This is a genomic window from Butyribacter sp., from assembly GCF_056818865.1.
Genome location: NZ_DBLYGC010000031.1, coordinates 1 through 21,199 on the forward strand (window position 1 = coordinate 1; position 21,199 = coordinate 21,199).

At 34.4% G+C, this 21,199-nt stretch carries 17 protein-coding genes; 14 read left to right on the plus strand and 3 right to left on the minus strand.

The features are described from left to right. The 8 genes from ACZLXV_RS12120 to ACZLXV_RS12155 all read left to right on the plus strand — a co-directional run. A partial coding sequence (locus tag ACZLXV_RS12120) for a hypothetical protein (protein ID WP_482383589.1) occupies positions 1 to 974 on the plus strand: 974 nt, incomplete at its 5' end. A gap of 23 nt (positions 975 to 997) precedes the next feature. After that, the gene (locus ACZLXV_RS12125) at positions 998 to 1,885 is read left to right on the plus strand and encodes an ABC transporter ATP-binding protein (RefSeq protein ID WP_022225225.1); all 888 of its coding nucleotides are present in this window, start codon (positions 998 to 1,000) and stop codon (positions 1,883 to 1,885) included. Beyond that, entirely contained in the window at positions 1,882 to 2,598 is a 717-nt protein-coding gene (locus ACZLXV_RS12130) for a response regulator transcription factor (RefSeq protein ID WP_022225224.1), read from the plus strand. Before ACZLXV_RS12125 ends, ACZLXV_RS12130 begins: the two co-directional genes overlap by 4 nt. Further along, the gene (locus ACZLXV_RS12135; protein WP_482383590.1) at positions 2,595 to 3,926 is read left to right on the plus strand and encodes a sensor histidine kinase; all 1,332 of its coding nucleotides are present in this window, start codon (positions 2,595 to 2,597) and stop codon (positions 3,924 to 3,926) included. Before ACZLXV_RS12130 ends, ACZLXV_RS12135 begins: the two co-directional genes overlap by 4 nt. Positions 3,927 to 4,062: 136 nt before the next feature. Further along, positions 4,063 to 6,933, plus strand: a complete 2,871-nt coding sequence (locus ACZLXV_RS12140) for an ABC transporter permease (RefSeq protein ID WP_482383591.1) — start codon at positions 4,063 to 4,065, stop codon at positions 6,931 to 6,933. After that, positions 6,887 to 7,561 carry an ABC transporter ATP-binding protein gene (locus ACZLXV_RS12145; RefSeq protein WP_482383592.1) on the plus strand — a complete coding sequence of 225 codons (675 nt, stop codon included), beginning with the start codon at positions 6,887 to 6,889 and terminating at the stop codon, positions 7,559 to 7,561. The genes ACZLXV_RS12140 and ACZLXV_RS12145 overlap by 47 nt, the downstream gene beginning before the upstream one ends. A 139-nt stretch (positions 7,562 to 7,700) precedes the next feature. Further along, entirely contained in the window at positions 7,701 to 8,681 is a 981-nt protein-coding gene (gene add / locus ACZLXV_RS12150; protein ID WP_482383593.1) for an adenosine deaminase, read from the plus strand. Between the two features lie 281 nt (positions 8,682 to 8,962). After that, positions 8,963 to 10,315 (plus strand): C40 family peptidase, encoded by a 1,353-nt coding sequence (locus ACZLXV_RS12155; RefSeq protein WP_482383594.1) that lies wholly within the window; start codon positions 8,963 to 8,965, stop codon positions 10,313 to 10,315. Between the two features lie 205 nt (positions 10,316 to 10,520). Here ACZLXV_RS12155 and ACZLXV_RS12160 read toward each other — a convergent pair whose 3' ends face one another. Continuing rightward, positions 10,521 to 11,039 (minus strand): ECF transporter S component, encoded by a 519-nt coding sequence (locus tag ACZLXV_RS12160; RefSeq protein ID WP_022225218.1) that lies wholly within the window; start codon positions 11,037 to 11,039, stop codon positions 10,521 to 10,523. A gap of 274 nt (positions 11,040 to 11,313) precedes the next feature. Between ACZLXV_RS12160 and ACZLXV_RS12165 the strand changes: the two genes are divergently transcribed. Genes ACZLXV_RS12165 through ACZLXV_RS12185 form a run of 5 tightly spaced genes read left to right on the plus strand, consistent with a single transcriptional unit; the run spans position 11,314 to position 17,257 of the window. Further along, a complete protein-coding gene (locus ACZLXV_RS12165; protein WP_482383595.1) occupies positions 11,314 to 11,934 on the plus strand; it encodes a phosphoribosylanthranilate isomerase in 621 nt (206 codons plus the stop codon). 49 nt (positions 11,935 to 11,983) lie between these two features. After that, entirely contained in the window at positions 11,984 to 13,246 is a 1,263-nt protein-coding gene (locus ACZLXV_RS12170; protein ID WP_022225216.1) for an extracellular solute-binding protein, read from the plus strand. Between the two features lie 15 nt (positions 13,247 to 13,261). Then, a complete protein-coding gene (locus ACZLXV_RS12175) occupies positions 13,262 to 14,992 on the plus strand; it encodes a methyl-accepting chemotaxis protein (protein ID WP_482383596.1) in 1,731 nt (576 codons plus the stop codon). Between the two features lie 21 nt (positions 14,993 to 15,013). Further along, complete coding sequence (locus tag ACZLXV_RS12180; protein WP_482383597.1) at positions 15,014 to 16,348, plus strand: M18 family aminopeptidase; 1,335 nt, start codon at positions 15,014 to 15,016, stop codon at positions 16,346 to 16,348. A gap of 36 nt (positions 16,349 to 16,384) precedes the next feature. Next, on the plus strand, positions 16,385 to 17,257 hold the full coding sequence (locus tag ACZLXV_RS12185; protein WP_022225213.1) for a phosphoribosylaminoimidazolesuccinocarboxamide synthase: 873 nt from the start codon (positions 16,385 to 16,387) through the stop codon (positions 17,255 to 17,257). Positions 17,258 to 17,394: 137 nt separating this feature from the next. Here ACZLXV_RS12185 and ACZLXV_RS12190 read toward each other — a convergent pair whose 3' ends face one another. Both ACZLXV_RS12190 and ACZLXV_RS12195 read right to left on the minus strand, forming a co-directional pair. Further along, a complete protein-coding gene (locus tag ACZLXV_RS12190; protein WP_022225212.1) occupies positions 17,395 to 18,345 on the minus strand; it encodes a hypothetical protein in 951 nt (316 codons plus the stop codon). A 64-nt stretch (positions 18,346 to 18,409) separates the two neighbouring features. Then, complete coding sequence (locus ACZLXV_RS12195) at positions 18,410 to 19,477, minus strand: GntR family transcriptional regulator (protein ID WP_022225211.1); 1,068 nt, start codon at positions 19,475 to 19,477, stop codon at positions 18,410 to 18,412. A gap of 511 nt (positions 19,478 to 19,988) precedes the next feature. Between ACZLXV_RS12195 and ACZLXV_RS12200 the strand changes: the two genes are divergently transcribed. Beyond that, positions 19,989 to 21,065, plus strand: coding sequence for an ABC transporter substrate-binding protein (locus tag ACZLXV_RS12200; protein ID WP_482383598.1), 1,077 nt, complete (start codon positions 19,989 to 19,991; stop codon positions 21,063 to 21,065). Positions 21,066 to 21,199 lie beyond the last annotated feature (134 nt).

The following is a 21,199-nucleotide window of genomic DNA, read 5'->3' on the forward strand; positions in this document are numbered from 1 at the left end:
TGTTTATAGTAGAATTTCTAATAATAAAAAACATATTCAAAAGGAATGTATATATAAAAAATAATAATAGTATTAAATTTAATTTAAAATTTCATTCAAAAACAATGTATGGGATTAAAGCTGAAATGTATAAAGTATTTATAACAAAGAGAGCAATTTTAGTTGTAATAGTCGTAATAATGTGTTCAAAAATGTTTATACCGAATATAAAACCTGACTTGTCCAGTGATACAAAAATATATTATAAACAGTTTATTGAAAAAATTCAGGGAGAATATACAAAAAATAAACTAAATTATATTAAAAATGAAAAAAGGAAGATAGAAAAAGCAAAAAAACAATTAAGAGATGAAGAAATAGAGCCAGAGGCTTTTGAAATTATACAGAAAAGAACAAAAAGCGAAAAAGCTTTACGGAACGTGGTTAAATATTCAGAGTATTTAAAAAATAAGGATAATGGTAAATTTGTTTATGCAGATGGATATCTTACAATGTTAGGAATGAAAAATAAGAAAAAAATTGATTTGCCTTATATGTGCATGTATTTGATTGTCTTTATTATAATATCAGTGTCAATGTGGAGTTATGACATAGAAAACAATATGACAAAAATACTGTATATAACAAGTAATGGAAAAAGGAGTATATTTAGACAGAAGTTTATTGCACTTTTTTTTTCAAGCATAATAGGTGGCTGTATATATTTTTTGTTGCAATATTTTAATGTTAAGGAAAACTTTACTCTTTATGAAATAAATGCATCAGCATATTGTATTCCGGAATTGGAAAATATACCAAAAGAAATTTCAATAGGTATGTTAATTGTGATTTGTTTGACTATTAGAATGTTCTATGTTTTTGTTTCTGGGATAGTGTCCGGAATCATTTATAAAATAACTGGAAATAAAAATGGAACAATAGTTATAGTATTAATTATTATGATTGTTCCAATATTAATATACGATATTGGATAATAATAAAAAAGGTGGAGTTTTATATGGATATAAAAATAAATAATTTGAAAAAAATGTATGGAAATAAAGTGGTTTTTGAAAATTTAAATTTGCAGTTTAACACAGGTGTATATGGAATTTTAGGTCCAAATGGTGCAGGCAAGTCATCATTTATTAAGATTCTTACAACTAACATTTTGGAATATGATGGAGAAATATTGGTTGATAATATTGATATAAAACAAATGACAAAAGTATATAGAAGTATGATTGGATATATGCCTCAGCAACAGGCGGTATATGATGAGTTTACATTAGAACAGTATTTATATTATATTGGAAGGCTTAAAGGCATTAGCAGATGGAGAATAAGTAAAGAAATTGATGAGATTGTAGAAAAAGTTAATCTTAGCAAGGTAATAGACAAAAAAATTAGAACATATTCAGGTGGAATGAAGCAAAGAGCGGTTTTTGCACAATCAATTTTGGGTAACCCTAAATTACTTGTTCTTGATGAACCATCAGCAGGATTAGATCCGGGAGAAAGAGTAAATCTTAGAAATATAATAGCTAAAAATAGTAAAAATAGGATTACAATAATTTCAACACATATTGTAAGTGATATAGAGTATATAGCGGATTATATAATATTGATAAATAAAGGAAAAATAGTAAAAGTTGGAACACCTGATGCGTTAAAAACATCAATAAAAAAACGTGTAGGAGTAATGTATCTTTCAGAAGAGGAATTTGATAAAATAAAGATACAATACAGTACAAGAATTATTAGCAAAAACAATGAAGTTATAAAAGTTAATATTATTGGAGATAAATTGCCAAATCATTGTTTAATTGCAGATATTGACGATATAAATTTAGAAGATGTATATATATATTATATTGAAGAAATGCACACAAGGAGAAGAAATTGAAACACAAAATTTTATTGGTTGAAGATGACAGAAGTTTAGGTGAAAGTATAAAAGCTCTGCTTGAAGAAGCAGATTACAATGTGTTTTTGGCGGATGATTTTTATGCTGCCGAAAATTATATTTATAAGGATTTTAATGGAGAAAACGGTATCGATTTATATATTTTTGATATTATGCTTGGAAAGGAAAACGGTTTTTTGTTGTGCCGCAAAGTACGGGAAAAAAAGAATACGCCAATAATATTTTTGTCAGCACTTGATGATGAGGAACATGTGATAGAGGGACTTAATCTTGGGGCTGACGATTATATAGCAAAGCCTTTCAGAAAACGTGAGCTGCTGGCGAGAGTGTCAGCAAACATAAGGAGAAAAATGCGTGAGCAGGATAAGAAGATAATAAAAAGCGGGGAGTTATCTTTTGTGACTGCGGAGGAAAGGCTTTTTTCAGGCGGGAGAGAAATTGAACTTAGAAAAACCGAGCTTGAATTGTTTAAATATATGATACAAAGTAATGGCAGGCTTATAAGGAGAGAACAGCTTTTAGAATATTTATGGGACAGCGTAGGAGTGGATGTTGAGGATAATACATTATCCGTCCATATGAGCCGTCTGCGGAAGAAAATCGGGAAATCTGCGGAGGGGGAATATATAGAAACGGTTCGTGGCATTGGTTATAGATGGAAAATTCAAATATCGGAAATGGGGGAAATATGAGCGGATATACGGATAAGAAAAGATATGCATTTTTATACATATCAGCTGTTTTTTTTATGATGTTTATATTTATTTTTGTGATATACAGGGAAAAGTGTGACAGGAAAAATGATTTTAAAATAATTGTGGGTGAGGTTTATGACAAAAGTCCGGAGGCGGCTGACATTATATTAAATCAGGCTTTTGAATTAAAAGAGAATACAAAATTAAAAACAAATACTGCCATAAATAATATATCAGGGAGTAGTAAAGTTATAAAGAAAGCAATAAAGCAGGCTGACAGGGCAGCGTATTCACTTGGGTATACGGATAAGGCATATGATATTTTATTTGATAAGGATTTTAGCGGTATAAAGAAATATGAATTGTTAAGCTGTGCATTTTTTATATTACTGGTATTATTTTCGACGTTAAGTATATATTTTTGGAAGAAAAATATTATCATGTATCTTAAAAATGTTTCTGAAAGAATATCTTTAGCACTCAGCGAAAAGAAGAAGTTTAAAAAAGCTGACGGAGGAAGATTTTATTTTCTTGAAAAAGATATTGAAGATTTGATAAACATTCAGATAAATCTTAAAAATTATATAGATAAACGAGAAACAGACATGCAGAAATTTATGGAGAACATAGCACATCAGATAAAGACACCTCTTGCGAGAATTCTTTTAAATCTTGATATGTTAAGTTCTCTTTTTGAGGAGTCTTTTTTAGAAAATAATTATGAAAAAGATGAGAAGGCGGAGGACAAAAAAAATGCGGATAAACTTATAGCAGACAGTTTAAGTTCGGGTGAAGAAATAAAGAGACACATTATGATGCTTCTTAATCTGGCAAGAATGGAAGCGGGAAAAGTGCATTTCAGAAAGGATATTGTTGATCTGGCTTCAATTTTAGAAAAAATTGTTGATAGATTTGGCAGAAAAAATTTTGATGCAGATATAAATTCCATGGGTGAAGTTTACATTGTGGGTGATGAGGAATGGCTTTTTGAGGCAATATCAAATCTTGTGGATAACAGTATTGCACACGGAAATTCACAGAAACCTATACAGATAAGAGTGAGGGAATTTGATACAGATGTGAGGGTATCTCTAACTGATTTCGGAAGTGGGATAAGTAATGAGGAAATTTCAAAGGTATTTGACCGATACTATACAGGCAGTGACAGTGATAGTTATTCAACGGGAATAGGAATGAATCTGGCAAGATATGTAATAGAGGCTCATTACAGTGATATTCGCTTGTCAAGCAGTGATAAAACAGGTCTTAAGATAGAATTTAATCTGCCAAAACCTGAATTGAAACAGAAAATCCGCAAGGTGTAAGATTGCTGTAATGTCTGACTGATAAGATAGTGCAAGGGTAAAAAGCAGATAGCAATGATAAATACTTGTCATCAGATGATATTAAAAGACAATATGGAGCTAAAGAGTGAACAAAAATTTTAGTGAGGTTTTAAAAGTGCGTAAAAAAAGAGAAAATATACATATAAATCTTATAAAAACGGGAGTCAGGCGGCGAAAACGGGATGGAATTTTTATGCGTACAATGACTGTTATCGTGGTGTTTTTTTTGACGGCGACACTTCTTTTTATGGATAATGCAAATGAATTTCAGATGCAGACAAATTATGATTATTATGGTGAATGGCTGCTTCGTACACCGGTATCGGATAAGATTGACAGTCCGTATCTTGAGAAAAGCGGTGAGATATGGACAGGCGGTGCGATTTATTGTCTGACTGACAAAGAAAAAAATTTATCTAAGAACGATACTAATATGGTAAAATTTGTAAATCCTGTGAGCAGTCTGCTCATGGCGGGAAAAAATATCGGTTCTATGGATAATGAGATGATAAAAAATGGTCATATAAGGTTAAAGGAGGGGAGGTTTCCGAAAAAGGATAATGAGATTGTGCTGGAGGAAAGTGCATTAAAAGCAATTGATAATAAATGTGGGATGGGAGATTATATAAGTTTTTATGTGGCATCTGATGATGATACGGTAAGTCTTGCGCTCAAACATAGAAAATTAAGGTTAAACAGAGTGAGATACAGGATTGTCGGAATTATCAGGGAATATGCGTCATTGTGGAATGGCGGAGAAAAACTGCCAAATGCATTTGTGACAAAGAGTGCATTTGTAAGTCTGAATATGACAAAATCAGGCTATGCATTTCGTAGCATCAGAAAAAAATATGCAGGTGCGGATGTATGCGATTTCGCAGCTAATCTTATTGAGAGCGTGCAAAAAAGGATAACTGACAGGTTATCAGATGGTTCGGATTTTGATGAATGCGGTTATGCGGTAAATGATTATGCGTATGGAAGCTCATTTTTTGGAAGCAAATCAATGTACCGTAATATGACATATATACTTATGGTACTTGGAAGTGCTGTAATGGCATATGTCATGACGGTATATTATTCAAAACGAAAAAAATTTTATCTGAGACTTTTGGAAATCGGTGCGGACAGAAAAAAGGTATTTAAAATTTCATTGTGTGAAAGTCTGTACTATGTACTGCCGGTGGCGGTTGTAAGCTTGTTTATATCATATTTTACAGCTATGTCGGTTGTCTATACTGTGGCAAAAAGAAACGGTATAAAATACTTCTTTATTTTTAATGGAAAAACTTTATTTATGATAGCGGCAAGTTTTATAGCGGTGTTCGTTATATCATATATTTTTTCTTGGATAATGCTTGGCAGCAGACGCATCACTTGGGAAAAGAAGAATCTTTCGGCGTATGCAAGCAGGCGTTTGAAAAAAAGAGCAGAGAGGAGCAGAAAATTAAATGTCTGTGAGTATGAAAAAAGGCAGAGAATATGTTCTTTGTTATCTGTATTATTCATGAGAATAACAGGCATAGGAGTTTGTATCTGCATATTTATATGTTCTGTACAGATAAATTCAAAGATTAAATTATTTAAGTCTGTTTGTATTGAAAATAGAGATTTTGCTGTACATACAAAAGAAAGAAATTTTGAGATAAAAGAAGCGAAAGTTCCGGCAAAAAAGCATATGGATGAAAGTGAAGGAAAAGTAACAAATTATATATATGCGGGTGAGGGGACGCAAAAGATTTACATGAAAGATGTTTTTTCAAGTGAATTTACTGAGTTTTTATCTGAGATTAAAGGGGTGAAGAAAGCAGAATACAGTCTTTGGGATGACTCACATATTTTTTCGTGGAATAAAAAAGGTACGGCTGATTACTATAAAAATCATTTGTCTGAGGGGGCAGAATATATTGACACATCGACTGCGGCAGGGAAGGAGTATGCATATGAATACGATTCCTTAATGTATAGGGGAATTTATTATAAAAATGCGAGAGACATATGGAATATCATCAGCAGCAAAGCAGACAAAAAAAGTACAGATTATGATGAGTTTAACAACGGAAATGAGATAATATTGTTTGAACAGAAGCACAATCAGACAGAAAATGGGGACGAAAAAGGATTTGATGAAACTATAAAGAAAGGTGATGTGCTGACTATACAGACAAAGGGAAAAGATATTAAGGTCAGGGTCAGTGATATACTTGCAATTGAAGATTTTGATTTTATGGGACTTGGAGATACAAAGCCGTACATGATAGCCGGAAGTAATAAACTTGCAGAAAAAATAGCCGCACATGATGGGATAAAAGCGGGTTATAATAATGTAAAGATTGATTTTTCGAGGGTATCGGATACAGCAGCAGTGGATAAAATACTTGAGAGGAAGTGCGAAAATTTAAATTATGAAAGCGAGAGCAATTATAAGAAGATAGATAAGGCTTTTAAAGTTATGATAAGAGAGACGTTAACTTACAGAACTTTAGCAGTGATAATAACCGTAATCTACATATTTATATTAGTATGTATTCTTTATGAGAAATACGAGAGAAAAAAAGCCAAAAGAAAGCTGTTAAAAAATCTGGGTGTACAGCCAAAAGAATTTACAAAGTCCGTATTGAAAAACGGTTTGAGAGAAGCATCGTATCTTTTGATAAGTCTGCCAATATCATATGTTATTTACGGGATTGGCTTTATTTTGGAATGGCAGAGAGAATATGGAGAGCAGTATAGTCAGAAAACAGGAAGTTTTAGTTATGCCGATGCGGAGTATATAAGAAGTTATCTTTTTAATAGGAAAATATTTGAACTTAACGAAAGAAATTTTGTGTTCTACAAACTGGCTGACTTGGTGGATATTTATAAGACAGGGGCATTTTTTGCGTTAATGTTTTCGGTCGTTGTTATAAGTCATTATGTGCTTGGAAAGGAGAAAAGGTATGTTGCAAAAAGTTTTAGAAGCGAGAAATATTTCAAAAACTTATAAAGGGGAGATAGAGGTTAAGGCATTAAAGAAAACAAGTATCAGTTTTGAGCAGGGAGAGTTTTGTGCGATAATCGGAAAAAGCGGTTCGGGAAAATCAACACTTTTGAGGTGTCTTGCGACACTGGATGTGCCTGACGAGGGAGAAATTTATATTGACGGTGAACTTGTGACAGGCAAAAGTGTATCGGAACTTGTAAGGATAAGGAGAAGAAAGATTGGGTACATATATCAGGATTACAATCTTTTTCCGGAGTTTACTGCATATGAAAATATAGTCCTGCCGATACATCTCGATGACAGACGGGAAAACAGGGAAAAAATAGAAAATCTGATGGAGTCGCTCGATATATTAAATTGTTGTGACAAGTTTCCTACGCAGATGTCCGGAGGACAGCAACAGCGGGTGTCGATAGCACGGGCACTTGCAATAGAACCGGATGTGATACTTGCAGATGAGCCGACAGGAAATCTTGATGCAAAAAACGCAGAGAACATAGCAGAGTTACTTAGAAAATCGTCAGAAATATATGCCCAGACAATCGTGATGGTGACGCATGATGCACAAATGGCTGAGTATGCTGACCGTATTATAAGGATAAAAGACGGTGAAATTTCTTATAATCTTTGACAAGTAAATGGGGGCAGGTATAACATGATGATTGCAGGAATGTAAAAATTGCATGGCAATGAAGCAATCTGTGGCATTAGTTTGAGGAAAAATACCTTTTGACACTAATATCATTATAAGAAAAAGAAAGAGAGAAGATATGATAAATTTTGATAATATAGGTTTGGTTGATTTACATCTGCATCTTGATGGCTCACTGTCTGTCGATTCGGTGAAAGAACTCATGCAGATTCAGGGAATTAAAAATTGTTACAGTGATAGTGAACTTTTGGAGAAACTTCAGGTCTCTGATGGATGCAGAGATTTAAATGAGTATCTTGAAAAGTTTGATTTCCCTATTACGCTGCTTCAGACAAAAGAGGCTCTCGAGACAGCTTCATACAATCTTTTGGAAGAATTAAAGACACAGGGAGTTATCTATGCGGAGATAAGGTTTGCTCCGCAGTTCCATACAAGTAAGGGATTGTCACAGGAACAGGTTGTTAAGGCGGTTATTGATGGAATGAGGAAATCAGAACTTAACGCAAATCTCATTTTATGCTGTATGCGTGGAGAAAACAATCACGATGAAAATATTGAAACTGTTTCGGTCGCAAAGAAATTTTTGAAAAAGGGCGTTGCTGCAATAGACCTTGCAGGAGCGGAGGGGCTTTTTCCAACAAGCGATTATAAGGATGTTTTTGAACTTGCATCAGAATTAGGTATTCCGTTTACGATACATGCAGGAGAAGCCGCCGGCTTTACGAGTGTTGAGACAGCTGTAGAGTATGGTGCTGTCAGAATAGGACATGGTGTACGCTCGGTAGAAAGCGAAGATTTGTTGAAAAAACTTTCGGATAAGGGGATAGCACTTGAACTTTGTCCGACAAGCAATCTTAATACAAATATTTATAGAGATATAAGTGAGTACCCTATCAGAAAGCTTATGGATGCGGGAATTACAGTTACGGTAAACACAGACAATATGACGGTTTCAAATACAAATATAAAAAAAGAACTTAAAATTCTGGCTGATGCATTTAATTTTGATGAAAAGGATATAAGGAAGTTTGAGGCAGATGCAATAAGGTGTTCCTTTGCAAAAAATGAGTTAAAAAATAAACTCATAAGCCGAATTTAAGAATATTAAATTAAAATAATGACAAAATTCTACAAATGTAGTAAGAAATATAATATAAAAAGTTAATGTTAATTCATGCCAAATTGTATATATTTTACCAAAATGGAAAATAATATAAAATGAAATAGTGTATTTTGACTTAAAAAATCTGATAAAATGCAAAAATAGTTTTGGGTTTTATAAAAAATACACAATTGTTCTGTTGACATACAAAATTGATGGTGATATACTTTTTTATGAATTGTAACAGTTTTGTAATAATAATTGAAATGAGGATTAAAATGAATAGAACACATTGGATTAAGACGGCGGCAGGCTTAGGAGCCGCATGCTTTATCACAATAGGTATGAATTATACGGGGGCAGAAGCATCAGCAAACACAAATGCTTTAGACAATTATTTTATACAAAAGGATGATGTCAGCGATACTGTAGCGTTATCTGAGAGTGCTGACAGCATTCTTCTTTCTGAAAATTATTTGAAAAAAGTATTTAATGAAAAGAAAACAGCAGATGTACACAAAGAAAAAGCAACAGTGACAAAAGAAACAGCAGATACCCGGCAGGCAGCAGTTGCTACTCAGGCAGCTGTTACTACAGGTGCGGCAGTTACCACATCATCTGCAATTGCCACTACAGGTACAGCCATAAGTACTCCTTCAGCGGTTTCTTCTCCTAAGGAGAATAAGCAAAATATTGAAAAAATAAAAGCCGCAAAGAAGAGAAAAGCACTTGACAAAAAGTGGAAGAACACAGCGGTTGCGATTTCAAGCGACAATGTCATAAACATAAGAGAAACTCCGTCAGGAGTGGGTAAGAAACTTGCCGAGATGGAGAATGGTGACGCTGTAAAAGTGGTCGGAAAATCAGAAAGCGGAAAATGGCTTAAAGTTAAGTCCGGAAAAGTTAAAGGTTATGTCTGGAAAAAATCACTTGTAAAGGGTGGTGTAAAAGTAGAAAAACTTGCAGATAAATATGCGACAACATATGCGGAACTTAAGAGTGACGTGAAAGTACTCAATCTTAGAAAAAAGAAAAATTTATCAGCAACAATTATTACACAGCTTAAAGATGATGATGTATGTAAAGTTGAAAAAGAAGGAGAAAAGTGGCTTAAAGTCAAAGTAAACGGATGCAACGGATATGTTGCAAAAGAGTACACAAAGACATACAGCAAATTTGATACGGCAAAAGCATTAAAGACAGAGACTAAAGATTTGGCTGCAGATGACAGCCGGACTACAGATGCGGCACCTGCTTTCTCAAAATCAGATGAAAAACTCGGAACACAGATAGTAAATTATGCATTGCAGTTTGTAGGAAATCCTTATGTCTGGGGTGGAACAAGTCTCACAAACGGAGCAGACTGTTCAGGATTTATATTGAGCGTTTACAAGAAATTCGGATACAGCCTTCCACATAGCTCTGCAAGTCAGGCAACATGTGGTAAAGAAGTTGATATTAAAGATTTACAGCCGGGAGACATTGTATTTTATAAACACGGCAGCAGAATCGGTCATGTTATTATGTATATAGGTAATGGCAAAGCTGTGGAAGCTATGGGTAAGAAATGGGGAATAGTAAAATCAAACGTTAATTATTCCAGAGCATGTACAGCCAGAAGAATTATATAATCAAATAATACGTGGCGTTTGTAAGGAAAAATAAAAAACATCATTTATAATTTTGACATATAAATGATGTTTTTTGTTTGTTTATTTTTATGTAGATAAAACTCTATGTAGAAAAAACTCTATGTAGAAAAATCCGGTATATTGCATCAATGACTTTCAGTTAAATAACGCAGGATAAATTTTCAATGATACAATAAATTTGTTATCAGTCATTTTCTATTATAGGTTTGATAGCAGGACTTAATAACGGATATAAAATACTTGCTATTATAAGTCCACTCACGCCCTGGATAATATTTGCAGGAATGCTTGCAGCTGCTCCTGCGAGTGTATAGATAGGTATTTCACATACAAAATATCCGAGCGCAACTAAAACTATGTCGATTATACCGCATAAAGCAACAGTAATCTGTTTTGAAACACGGTCTTTTCCAAATTTCTGGAAAACAAATCCGGAAGCAAAGGCTATAAGTCCTTTTATAACAAAAGTTATAGGTACATAGATAAAATATCCGCCGATAAGGTCAGAAAGGGCAGAACCGATTCCACCTGCAAACAATCCGTATACAGGACCTAAGAATACACCTGAAAGTATAACAATTGCGTCGCCGGGGTGTATGTAACCGCCGGTTCCCGGTGTAGGGATTTTTATGATATATGTTGCTACGCAAGATAATGCGGCAAACAGAGCTGCCATAACAAGTTTTTTTAGAGATTTGTTCATTTTTTCCTCTTTTCTGCAATGCTTTTTCTTTTTGCAAAATGTATTTGTGATTAACATGCGAATCGACAAACAAAAAGAATAATAATATATTTTAAATGCCTGCTAAATAGTCAGATTTGAAAAAAATAAGAATATCAGATAAATATTAACGTTCAGTCATAAATATGAAATAGAGGCTTTGTATAATTGATTTTATATTTAAGATAGGTTATAATTATAAGAAAATAAAGGGATTACCGGATATTTGAAATTAAAAGGAGAAGAGGTGGGAAAATTGATTGATTTAAACACGACCATGATAAAAGTATGTGGTTTGACAGAAGTGAGAGAAGCTGAATATTTAAACAGGTTCAAAATTGATTTTGCGGGTTTTGTATTGTTTTTTCCAAAAAGTAAAAGGAATATCAGTATAGAAAAAGCAGAAGAAATTATGAAATATTTAGATAAAAATATAAAAAAAACAGCGGTTGTTGTATCACCTGCAAAAGAACAGATAATTGATATCTGCAATTCAGGGTTTGATTATATACAGATACACGGAAAAATAGAAGAAGAAGTATTGAAAATGGCACAGATTCCGGTGTTAAAGGCTTTTAATGTTGACGATATGGATGAGATTAAAATGTACAGTTCTAATGAAAAGATTGCAGGTTATGTATTTGATGCAGCGGAGCCAGGCAGTGGCAGATCTTTTGATTGGGATATACTTAGTCAGATTGAGCGTGATGGCAAATTGTTTATTTTAGCGGGAGGATTAAATCCGGACAACGTACGAAAAGCTGTTGCGGCTGTAAATCCTGATATGGTAGACGTATCGTCAGGTGTTGAAAATGATGACGGATTTGGTAAAGATATATTAAAGATTGAAAAATTTGTTAAACAGATAAGGAATTAGTTTTGGCTTTTATACTTTAAAACTTCAATGGATTAAGGAGGAAGATATAATGAGGAAGAGAGTATTGGCAGGAATACTTGCGGTAATTATGGCAGGAAGCATTATGACAGGGTGTGCAGGAACAAAAAAAACGGAAAATAAAAGTTCTGTTTCTGGAGAAAACAAAAATAAATCGACTTCTGAAAAGGTAGAGCTTACTATTTGGGCAGGAAAAGAAGACAGGGATTATATCAAAACGGTTTCAGAAAATTTTATAAGTGAACATAAGTCTGAGGCTGACATTATAATAAAACATACGGATATGGTTGAGGGAGAGTGCCGGTCAAATCTTCTCGGTGATGTTTTGAAAGGTGCAGACGTGTATACCACTACAGATGGTGATATAAGTGCGATAGCAGCAGGTGGTGCGGCAGATCCGATTGAAGATGCCGAGACGGTAAAGGCAGAAAATCTTGAGGCTGCTTCAAATGCGGTTACGGTAAATAATACAATGTATGGTTATCCTATAACAGCAGATAACGGATATTTCCTTTATTACAACAAAAAGTATCTCAATTCAAATGATGTCAAGAGTCTTGAAAAAATTTTGTCAGTTGCCGCAAAAAACAACAAGAAATTTGCTATGGATTGGACATCCGGATGGTATCTGTATTCTTTTTATGGACAGACCGGTTTAAAAGTGGGGCTGAACAGAGATGGTGTTACCAATTATTGTGACTGGGATTCAAAAAATAAATCAATTAAAGGTATAGATGTAGCAAAAGCACTTATAAAAATTGGTAAAAACAAGGGATTTGTGAATACAACAGACTGGCTTGGAGGAATAAAAAAAGGAAAAGTTATTGCCTGTGTAAGTGGAATATGGGACGAAGCCGCAATAAAGAAAATGTATGGAAAAAACTATGCAGCGGCTAAACTTCCTACATACAACTGTAACGGAAAGAAAGTTCAGATGTCGACATATTTTGGTTACAAAATGCTTGGCGTAAATCCTTATTCAAAAAATAAGGAGTGGGCACATAAGTTTGCACGCTATATTTCAAATGAAGAAAATCAGAAACTCAGATTTGAAATGAGAGGTCAGGGACCGTCAAACATAAATGCAGGAAAATCTGATGAAGTAAAAAAATCACAGGCAGTACAGGCAATTCTTGAACAGTCAAAATGGTCAGAATTGCAACGTCTTGGAGGAAATTTCTGGACACCGGCTACAAAGCTTGGAACGGCATTTGCAAACGATTCCGTAAAAGGTGACCTTCAGAAATATCTTGACAAAACAGTGGCTCAGATAAAAGCTTCTGTTGTACAGTAAGGGGGAATGAAGATTATGAAAAAAACAATGAAATCAAGTATTCGTTTTTGGATATATTTACCGATTGTTATTTTAGGAGCAATAGCAGTAATTTCAAATGTTGCATCAGAGAGGAATATACGCAAGGTAAATGACAAAGCTACAGTTATTTCTGACAGATATCTTTTAGAAATAACAGAATTATCAAGTATAGAAGCAGTTTCAAAAGACATTCATTCGGCAGGTTTATCTCATATTGTAGCGACAGATTCAAAATCTATGATAGATTATGTCAATTCCATAAATAAAAAGAAAAGTCAGCTTGATAAAAAAATTCAGGAGTTGGGAGAAAATTCACAGGGGCAGGAAAGTGTTTACAATAATATAATAAAAAATTACGCTGCATTTAAAGATTCTATTGCTACCATGATTGCGCTTAGTGCAGATACGAAAAATGAAGCCGCATTCAATATTGCAAACAGCAAACTTAAAAAAGCATCCGAGGCTATGTATGCCGGAATAAACAGAATGGTAAACAATGTACAAAAAGAATCACAGGATGCAAAGAAAGAGTTGAGCCGGGATTATGTGATTGCATTTGCTACAAGTGTAGTATGTATTATAATATGTGTGATTGCATTTGCATTTGCAGCAGTAGTGGTTCAGATAAGAATTATATCACCTATTGTTAAAAGCAAAAAAGAGATTGATGAGATTATTGCTGATATAGACGAAAGAAAAGGTGATTTGACTAAGAGGATTACCATACATTCAAATGATGAAATTTCGGCTCTTGGTGGTGGAATAAACACATTTATTGAGAGACTTCAGGGAATACTTGGAATGGTTTCTGAGAGTTCAAACAATATGGACAGGATTGCAGGAGAAGTTTCCGAAAGAGTACACTGTTCAAACAACAGCGTATCAGATTTGTCATCATTGACAGAAGAACTTGCAGCTACCATGACTCAGATAGGAAGTGATGCATCACACATAAATGATAATGCATCATCTGTAAATAAAGATGTAGTAGTGATTGCAGACAGATCGGAAGAGATAAACGGTTATTCAGTAGAGATGAAAAAGCATGCTGAGAATATGGAAAATATGGCCAGAACCAATATGGATGTCACAAAAGAGAAAGTGGATCAGATTCTTGAGGTATTAAATAAAGCAATTGAGGACAGCAAGAGTATAGACCAGATAAATGACCTTACAGGCGATATTTTAAATATTGCACAGCAGACAAATCTTCTTGCACTTAATGCATCTATAGAGGCAGCGAGAGCAGGAGAGGTCGGACGAGGATTTGCGGTAGTTGCACATGAGATTGGGGATTTGGCAGATGCCAGCAGAAATACGGCAAATCATATACAGGAGATAAATTCAATCATAGTAGAGGCGGTACATAGTCTTGCGGAGCACTCGCAGGATCTTATAAAATATTTAAATGATTCCATTATGGAAGATTTTTCTGATTTTGTTAAGGCAGGTGCCGAATATCGTGACAACGCTACATATATTGAAGATGCCATGAGTGAGTTTACAAAGAAAACCGAGAGACTTAAAAACAATGTTTCGCAGATAGCAACGGCAATAGAATCGATAAGTGAAGCTATTGATGAGGGTGCTCAGGGTGTCAATGGAACAGCAGACAGTGTACAGGATCTTGCGGCCGATATAGATACTATTTCAAATGAAATGAATGAAAACCAGGAGATAGCAGGCAGTCTTAAAAAGGAAACAGAAATATTTGTGAAATTATAAAATACAGGAGAAGGATAAGCGGTGGATATTGAACAGAGAACACGGACGGCAGAGAAACTTAAAAAACGTATAGAGGCTTCTGTATCGCCTTTTCACAGCATAATTTATGCCATAGATGAATTGGAAGAGGTGGGATTTGAAAAGCTTGAGCTTGGCAGCAGATGGAAAATTGAGAGAGGCAGAAGATATTATGTAAATGTTTATGGCTCTACACTTGTTGCTTTTGCAATTGGTGAGAAGTGGTTCGGTGAAAATTTGAGATTTGCGGCTGCTCATTCGGATTTTCCGTGCCTCAAGATAAAACCTTCATGCCAAATGGAGGCAAACGGTTACATTAAGATGAATGTGGAAGTCTACGGTGGTGCCATTTTAAATACATGGCTTGACAGACCGCTTTCTGCAGCGGGAAGAGTTGTCTTAAAGACCGATGATGTTATGGAACCGGAAATCAGGTATATTGATTTAAGAAAGCCTTTGTTTATTATTCCGAATCTTGCAATTCATATGAACCGGGAGGTTAATAAGGGAGTTGAGCTAAACAGGCAGAAAGATATGATTCCTGTTATGGCATTGTCGGATGATACAGATGATGAATTGAAAAAGGACACATTGAATAGATACATTTCAAGAGAATTAAATGCAGATGAGAAAGATATTCTTGATTATGATATGTTTTTATATCCGGTTGAGACACCGTGCAGTTTAGGAATTTCAGGAGAACTTTTTTCGGCAGGAAGACTTGATAATCTTACATCGGTTCAGGCATGTATAAAAGGAATAAAGAAAAGTGTACCTGTAAATGGTATCAATATAGCTGTTGTGTATGACAGCGAGGAAGTCGGAAGTGCGACAAAGCAGGGTGCAGGCTCAATACTCACAAGAAGTATAATTAAGAGGATTTTTAAGAACTTTGATTATGACAACGAGACAATGGAATGTGCATTTGCAAATGGAATAGGTCTTTCAGTTGACGTTGCACATGCAATCCATCCTAATGTGCCGGAGAAAAATGATCCGACAAACAAACTTCTCTTAAATCATGGATTTGGAATAAAAACTTCGGCGGCAGAAAGATACGCGAGTGACCCTGTAGTAATTGGAATTATTAAGAGTTTGTGCGAAAAATACAATATAAGATATCAGAGATTTGTAAACCGTTCGGATATTCCGGGAGGAAGTACACTTGGAGCTATTGCAGTGGCAAATCTGCCTATCAGAATGCTCGATATAGGGGTGCCTGTTCTTGCAATGCATTCTTCAAGGGAGACTATGGGAATTGATGATCAGTTATATCTTGAAAGGATACTGGAAGAATTTTTTGCCGCTTTACAAAATGATGGTAATAATCTAAAATAGATAAAAAACAAACATAAATAATGGAGGACATACACTATGAAGGAATTTTCACCGATTAAGGAAGGAAAAGTACGTGAGGTTTATGACAATGGCGACAGCCTTATTATTGTTGCAACAGACAGAATATCAGCATTTGATGTTATTCTTAAAAACAAAGTGACAAAAAAGGGTGCCATACTTACACAGATGTCAAAGTTCTGGTTTGATTTTACAAAGGACATTGTTCCAAATCATATGATTTCAGTCGACGTAAAAGATATGCCTGAATTTTTCAAGGATGAAAAGTTTGACGGAAACAGTATGATGTGTAAAAAACTTGATATGCTTCCTATAGAGTGTATTGTTCGTGGATATATCACAGGAAGCGGATGGGAGAGCTATAAGGAAAATGGTACAGTGTGCGGAATCAAACTTCCGGAAGGACTTAAAGAGTCAGACAAGCTCCCTGAACCAATTTATACACCGACTACAAAGGCTGACATTGGAGATCATGATGAGCATATTACATTTGAAGATACAGTTGAAATACTTGAAAAGCTTCACCCCGGAAAAGGTGCAGATTATGCAAAGCAGATTAAAGACTGTACTATTGAACTCTATAAAAAATGTGCAGATTATGCATGGAGCAAGGGAATTATCATAGCTGATACTAAGTTTGAGTTTGGCCTTGACGAAAACGGAAAAGTAGTTCTCGGAGATGAGATGCTTACACCGGACAGTTCAAGATTTTGGCCAGTAGAAGGTTACAAGCCCGGTCAGGGACAGCCTTCATTTGATAAGCAGTTTGTAAGAGACTGGTTAAAGAAGAATCCTGACAGTGACTATCAGCTTCCTGATGAAGTAGTAGATAAGACAGTAGATAAGTATAAAGAAGCATATCTTCTTCTTACAGGAAAAGAATTTAAATAAATTTCTCTGATTGAGATTGAATTTGTGGATTTTTCTGTATACACACATAAAATAAAATGCTGTATATTCCAAAATGAATATGCAGCATTTTATTTTTGTAAGTTGTAAGTATAGTAAGTATATTATGGGGCACGTTTCTATTCTGAAATTTTATTGTAAACCCAGTCAAGATACCAAGGTTTCTCACTTACAACTTTTATTTTCTGATATTTTATATTTATATGTTTATCAAGTTTATTTTTTTGTGAGTATCTGAATTCATCTGTTTTCAGACCTTTTTTATTGTATTTATATTTTGTGGTTGAAGCAATTTTTTTACACTTTTTGTCTGTGTAGTTATAAACTGTCGTAATCTTTCCGTTTTTATTATAATTATATTTATTGATATAATAAATTTTGCCCTCCTTTGAAAAATATTTTTCAGTTACAAGCTTTCCTTTTTTGTAAAAATATTTTATATAAGAAGTTGCATCACCTTTTACTGAATAATTTGTCTGCTGGACAATATTTTGTTTTTTGTCGTATGTGTATCCTGATTTGCCAGACTGTGTAGTGCCATTTGAATATCCTGTTTTTGTGTCAATCTGTTTGTTGTCATTGTAAGTATAATCGTATTTATAAAGGACTTCATCAGTTGGAGAGTATCGGTATTCGCATTTTAATGTGCCGTCATCATACAAATCCATTTTGTAGTATTCTGATTTGGCACCTTTTGAATCAAAACTTGAAAATGATGTAAGATTGTTATCGTCGTTTATTTCTGTTTTGTATGTGATACCGAGTCCCTGAGTGTCATAACCTTCGATTTTGACAAGTTTATTGTCCTCGTAGTCAAAGTTGTAATAGTGGTCGATAGTTTCATTTCCGTTGTATATATTGTAGCTCTTTATAACATAAATCGGCTTGGTTGGTGTTTCGCTTTCACTTGTCTTAGCAGGCTGTTTTGTTTCAGGAGAGTTTGTATCTGAAACTATCTGTGAAGAAGAATTTTCTTTTTCGGTTTTGCTTGAACTTTGGCAGCCTGAAACTGATGATATAACAAAGAGACAAGATAATGTAACGGTCATTATTTTTTTTATCCTGTTCATAAGCATAAATCTCCATTTCTATTGTACATTGTTTAAAACTTTCTTGATTTTATAAATTTGTATTTCAGCTTGATTCCTTTTCTACGAGTGTCCAGGAAACAGTTTCTGAATTTACTTCATTTTTATCTATAAGATTAAGCATCTGCATTGCCGCCTTTTGACCGATTCTTCTCGTCCCGTGTGCAAGAGATGTAATTTTGATAGGAGACAGCTCGCTTAACTGGCTGTTGTCAAAACTTACTACGGCAATATCATCCGGAATATTTACGCCTTTATTTAGAAGTGTTTTTACCAGATAATAGGCTATCTCATCATTGTAACACACAACGGCAGTACATTTTTTGAGTACGGTTTCACAGAAACTGTCAAAAAATATGTGATGGTCATTTAGGAGATGCTCTCTGGAATCAGTGTCAAACCAAAGGATATTTTTGTCAGAAAAGCTTAAATTTGCATCTGTAAGAGCCTTCAAATATCCGTTGTATCGTCCATGTCCCTGAAGGTCATCAATTTTAAAAATCCCGGCAATATTAGTATGCCCCTTATTTATAAGATAGTTTGTAAGCTGATAGCCGCCGCCTAAATTATCATCGGTTATGGAAGTGTGCTTTTTGAGCTGAGGGTAACATCCGTAAATAAAAAGTATCGGTATATCCCGCTGTTCAAACTGCTGATACAAATCTATATTTGGTGACGGAAGAGCGGTTTTTGAACCTTCCATTATAAGACCGTCAATATTTAACTGCAGAAGATTTTGCAGGATTTTACGTTCTTCGTCCACACGATTTTGTGTAGCATATACATAGACAGCATAATTTTTTTTACTTAGGCTGTGCTGAATGTCTTTTAAAACATTTGGAAATATGTAGTCGTTTATATAAGTAGTAACTACTGCAATACTATTGCTTTTGATATTCTTTTTCTGTTTCACGATACGAGAACCGCTTCCCTGACGGCGCTCTATCATACCGTTTGCAACAAGTACGGCAAGAGCATTGCGTGCTGTCTGTCTGCTCACGTTGTTTTTTGAAGCTATTTCTAATTCAGTTGGAAGAAAACCGGTGCCATTGTATGTACCCTGAAAGATTTCTTCCTGAAGTTTATTTGCTATTGTTAAATACTTGGCTGGCATAAGTACCCCCCTTTTTTGTTATATTTTTTTCAAATATATTATGTTATGTATATTGTACTACAAATTTAACGGATTTGCAATTTATTTGTATTGTATGTAGCGACGTGAAAATACAAATATATAACAAAAGAGAGATATAAATTCAAAAAATAAGATTATATTTAAATGTTTTTATATGAAAAATTAAAATGATTTGCATAAATGTGCATATAATGTATGTGTAAATCAGCAAATAAATATAATTATTAAATAAAAATATAATCAGAATAATAATGAGATAAAATTTGAAATTAGATGATAATATAAAAATAGCCAAAATTCTATAAATAAATATGTGAAAAATAACTAATATGTATTTTAAAAAGATGGTTGCTATAAAATTTGTAGACTAAAAAATGCACAAAAAAATACAATATAAGTCAAAAATGATTGACAAATGTATTCGCAATGACTAATATATTATGTATAAAATAAATTGATTTAAGCACAATCAATAAAGGAGGAGTAAATTATGAGAATGAAGAAATTTTTAGCAGCAACACTTACAGCAGCTATGGTATTTTCGCTTACAGCTTGTGGAGGTTCATCAGATTCAAGTTCAGGAAAGGGAGATACAGATTCAAGTTCAAGTGACAGTTCAGGAGACAAAATTTCAATCGGATTTGCACAGGTTGGACATGAATCGGATTGGCGTACAGCAAGTACAGAGTCATGCCGTTCAACATTTTCTGAAGAAAACGGTTATGATCTTAAGTTCGTTGACTGCGACAACAAATCAGCAGACCAGCTTGAGGCAGTAAGAAACTTCATCGAGCAGGAAGTTGATTACATAATCATTGACCCTATCGTTACAACAGGATGGGATACAGTATTGAAAGAAGCAAAGGATGCAGGTATTCCGGTACTTGTTATTGACCGTGAAATAGAAGCTGATGACAGCCTTTACACTGCTTGGGTTGGTTCAGACTTCACAGCAGAAGGTCAGGCGGCAGGTGCATGGCTTAAAGCATATCTTGATGCAAAGAAGATTACAAAGAAAGTTAATATTGTAACTATCGCAGGAACAAACGGTTCATCAGCTCAGATTGGACGTACAAAAGGATTCAATCAGTATGTTAAGTCAAACGGATGGAATCTTCTCGATGAGCAGGACGGTGATTTCACTCAGGACGGTGGTCAGAAGATTATGGAGTCATATCTTAAATCATACAAAGATATTGACGTAGTTGTATGCCAGAATGACAATGAGGCATTTGGTGCAATTGATGCATTAAAGGCAGCAGGTAAGACATATGGTAAAGACGGAGACATTATCATTATCTCATTTGATGCAACAAATGCAGGTCTTACAGATGTTAAGGACGGATCTATCAATGCAGACTTTGAGTGTAATCCTCTTGCAGCACCATATGTTGAGGACATTATCAAGAAACTCAAAGATGGCAGCCAGCCTGAAAGCAAGAAGATATATGTTGATGAGTCTTGCTTCGCTTGCGATGATACAGTTACAACATTTAAGACTGATGAAGACAAAGAAATCACGATGACGGTTGTAGATGACAGTGTTCTTAAGGAGCGTGCATACTAATAAAAAGTATGTCAATGAATGAAAAAAGTTTAGAAAATTTAAGCAATAATAATATCAGAGAATCCGAATAGCATTTTTGAAGGTACAGCATTTTGTTGGCGGGTTGCCCGAGAGGGAGTGAACGGTGACGCTGT

Excerpts from the sequence above, each read along its gene's own strand:
- ACZLXV_RS12195 (WP_022225211.1), bottom strand. The coding sequence starts at position 19,477 with ATGCCAGCCAAGTATTTAACAATAGCAAATAAACTTCAGGAAGAAATC.
- ACZLXV_RS12170 (WP_022225216.1), top strand. The coding sequence starts at position 11,984 with ATGAGGAAGAGAGTATTGGCAGGAATACTTGCGGTAATTATGGCAGGA.
- ACZLXV_RS12175 (WP_482383596.1), top strand. The coding sequence starts at position 13,262 with ATGAAAAAAACAATGAAATCAAGTATTCGTTTTTGGATATATTTACCG.
- ACZLXV_RS12155 (WP_482383594.1), top strand. The coding sequence starts at position 8,963 with ATGAATAGAACACATTGGATTAAGACGGCGGCAGGCTTAGGAGCCGCA.
- ACZLXV_RS12160 (WP_022225218.1), bottom strand. The coding sequence starts at position 11,039 with ATGAACAAATCTCTAAAAAAACTTGTTATGGCAGCTCTGTTTGCCGCA.
- ACZLXV_RS12190 (WP_022225212.1), bottom strand. The coding sequence starts at position 18,345 with ATGAACAGGATAAAAAAAATAATGACCGTTACATTATCTTGTCTCTTT.
- ACZLXV_RS12185 (WP_022225213.1), top strand. The coding sequence starts at position 16,385 with ATGAAGGAATTTTCACCGATTAAGGAAGGAAAAGTACGTGAGGTTTAT.
- ACZLXV_RS12145 (WP_482383592.1), top strand. The coding sequence starts at position 6,887 with ATGTTGCAAAAAGTTTTAGAAGCGAGAAATATTTCAAAAACTTATAAA.
- add (WP_482383593.1), top strand. The coding sequence starts at position 7,701 with ATGATAAATTTTGATAATATAGGTTTGGTTGATTTACATCTGCATCTT.
- ACZLXV_RS12125 (WP_022225225.1), top strand. The coding sequence starts at position 998 with ATGGATATAAAAATAAATAATTTGAAAAAAATGTATGGAAATAAAGTG.
- ACZLXV_RS12200 (WP_482383598.1), top strand. The coding sequence starts at position 19,989 with ATGAGAATGAAGAAATTTTTAGCAGCAACACTTACAGCAGCTATGGTA.
- ACZLXV_RS12135 (WP_482383590.1), top strand. The coding sequence starts at position 2,595 with ATGAGCGGATATACGGATAAGAAAAGATATGCATTTTTATACATATCA.